Below are 2,458 nucleotides of genomic sequence, written 5' to 3' on the forward strand. Positions count from 1 at the left end.
CTGGTGGGGTTCGGCGGCTCCGGAGTGCTGGACGGCCCGGCTTCGCGCGCCGGTCTCGTGTCCACCGCCGCGGCGGACCGACGTCAGTCGCGACCGGCCGGCTTCGCCCACGGGTCGCGCACGATGATGTCGGCCAGCGCCCGAGCGCAGCCCGACAGAAGCGCCTCGCCCTTCGTGGGGCTGGCCACCCGGGCGTCGCCCGCCACACCGGACTTGGTGATCCGGTCGAAGGACTGCGCCATGTACACCGGATCGGTCGACTCCGCAGGCAGGGTGATGCGCGGACCGTGCGCCTCGGCGAGGTGCTCGGCGCGGATCAGCTCGGGGAAGGCGGCCATCATCATGGAGGTCTCCCCCTCACACGCGTGCATGAGGCCGTCCTGGGTCTCCAGCGTGTCGCGTACCGCCTGCCGTCCGGCGCCGAAATAGCTCGCGAACGCGATCGGAGTTGCCAGCTCCGCCGTCAGCTCCGTGGTGAGCGCGTTGAGAGCGGTCATGTTCCCGCCGTGCCCGTTGACGATGAGGATGCGCGAGAAGCCCACCCGCACCATGGAACGGCAGAGGTCCCGCAGGAGAGCGTGCAGCGTGGGCAGCGAGAGCGTCAGGGTGCCGCCGAAGGGCATGTGATGCTCCGAGAGCCCCGTCGGCACCGAAGGCGCCACCACCACGCCGGTCTCCTCGGCGGCCAGCACGGCCGCCCGCCTGCACACCTCTGCGGCCAGGAGGTCGTCCACACCCGTGGGCAGATGGGGCCCGTGCTGCTCCGTGGCCCCCACGGGCAGCAGTACCACCGCGTCCCGGGCCGCGAGGGCGCGCAGTTCTGCGGCGGTCAGACGGTTCCACTGGACTTCGCTCATGGGGGTTCCTCCTCGGAGTGGAAGACGCGGAATGCCGGTCACCGCGTCGGAAGTCGGCTGTGGGCTCAGAGGTGATCGACGTCGACCACTGCCTGGGCGAAGGTGGTGGGTGCCTCCTGCGGCAGGTTGTGGCCGATGTTCGCGATGGTGCGGTGCTCGTAGCGGCCGGTGAAGTGCGAGCGGTAGGCGGAGCCGTCGCCGGGCGGGGTGAAGGGGTCGAGGGCGGCGTCGAGCGTGATGGTCGGGACGCCGATGGGAGGCTGGGCCGCGAGCTGCTTCTCGTAGCGGTCGAAACGCTTCTGACCCTCGACCAGGCCGATGCGCCAGCGGTAGTTGAACAGGACGATGGAGGCGTAGTCGGGGTTCTTGAACGCCTCGGCGGTGCGCGCGAAGACGGCGTCCGAGAAGTCCCAGTTCGGGGAGACCAGGGTCCACGTGTACCGGCACAGCGCGATGCGCTCGTCCTCGTTCTCCATGGCCTTCTTGCCGCGCTCGCTGGCGAAGTACCACTGGTACCACCAGTTGTGCTCGACGGCCGGGGCGGCCGGCTCGAGCTGCGCCTTGACGTTGGTGATGAGGTAACCGCTGGTGGAGAGGAGGGCCTTGACGCGCTCGGGCCACAGGGCGGCGATGATGTCGGCGGTGCGCGAACCCCAGTCGAAGCCCGCGAAGACGGCCTTGGGGATCTTCAGGGCGTCCATCAGCGCGATGACGTCCAGGGCGATGGCGGACTGCTCCGCCGTGCGGGGGGTGTGGCGGGACAGGAAGCTGGTGCTGCCGTGTCCGCGCAGGTAGGGAACGATGACCCGGTAGCCCTGGTCGGCAAGGAGCGGGGCGACGTCGACGAAGCTGTGGATGTCGTAGGGCCAGCCGTGCAGAAGGAAGACCACCGGACCCCGTGCGGGACCCAGCTCGGCGTAACCGACGTCGAGGACGCCCGCCTTGATCTGCTTGATCGTGGGGAAAGAAGTGTGCGTGCCGGGGGTGATCGTCGGCACGGTGGGGGTGGGCGCGACAGCCGGGGTACGCGATGCGGTGGCGGCCGACGCGCCGCTCTGCAAACCGACCAGCGAGACCGCTGCCGCGCCGGTGCCCAGGCCGACGGCCTTGCTGAAGGTACGCCTGTTGATCATGTGAAAACCCTCCGTCGTACGTATTTCCGATGACTGGCCCCGAGGCCCGGGCCTCCGCCGCACACCGGCGCGCAGGGGTCCTCGCGGCTTCCGGCGCGATGACCTTTACACACGCCATGTCACCTGTCAAACAGGTGACGAGTGGTGTTCGGTGATGCCCGCCGGTCCCTGTTCCGTCGAGCACGGGACCGATGACACATACCTTCGCCGGTGGCCAAACCAGACACATCCGTCAAATGACGGTGCGCACCTGGCGGAAGCTCAGGTGTCCGGACGTACTACATGTGCCTGGCCGGGGTCGGAGAGCTGAGTCATCCGACTGAAGTGGACCTCCGGCCCCGGCCTCAGCTGCCGTGTTGTTCTTCCAGCCGGGCCAGTGCGTCGCGGAGGGCGGCGCGGGAGGTGATGCCGAGTTTGGGGAAGACGCGGTAGAGGTGGGAGCTGACGGTGCGGGGGGAGAGGTGCATG

General features: G+C 69.2%; 3 protein-coding genes. All 3 read right to left on the reverse strand.

What is annotated here, in order from left to right; all coding sequences use genetic code 11:
• Positions 1 to 83: 83 nt before the first annotated feature.
• A complete protein-coding gene (locus ACWD3D_RS36055) occupies positions 84 to 857 on the reverse strand; it encodes a creatininase family protein (protein ID WP_451464881.1) in 774 nt (257 codons plus the stop codon).
• A gap of 65 nt (positions 858 to 922) precedes the next feature.
• Positions 923 to 1,990 (reverse strand): alpha/beta fold hydrolase, encoded by a 1,068-nt coding sequence (locus tag ACWD3D_RS36060; RefSeq protein WP_451464882.1) that lies wholly within the window; start codon positions 1,988 to 1,990, stop codon positions 923 to 925.
• Between the two features lie 344 nt (positions 1,991 to 2,334).
• Positions 2,335 to 2,458 (reverse strand): LuxR C-terminal-related transcriptional regulator (locus ACWD3D_RS36065; RefSeq protein ID WP_451464883.1); only part of this gene is annotated, 124 nt, incomplete at its 5' end.

Source organism: Streptomyces sp. NPDC002690 (genome assembly GCF_053592415.1).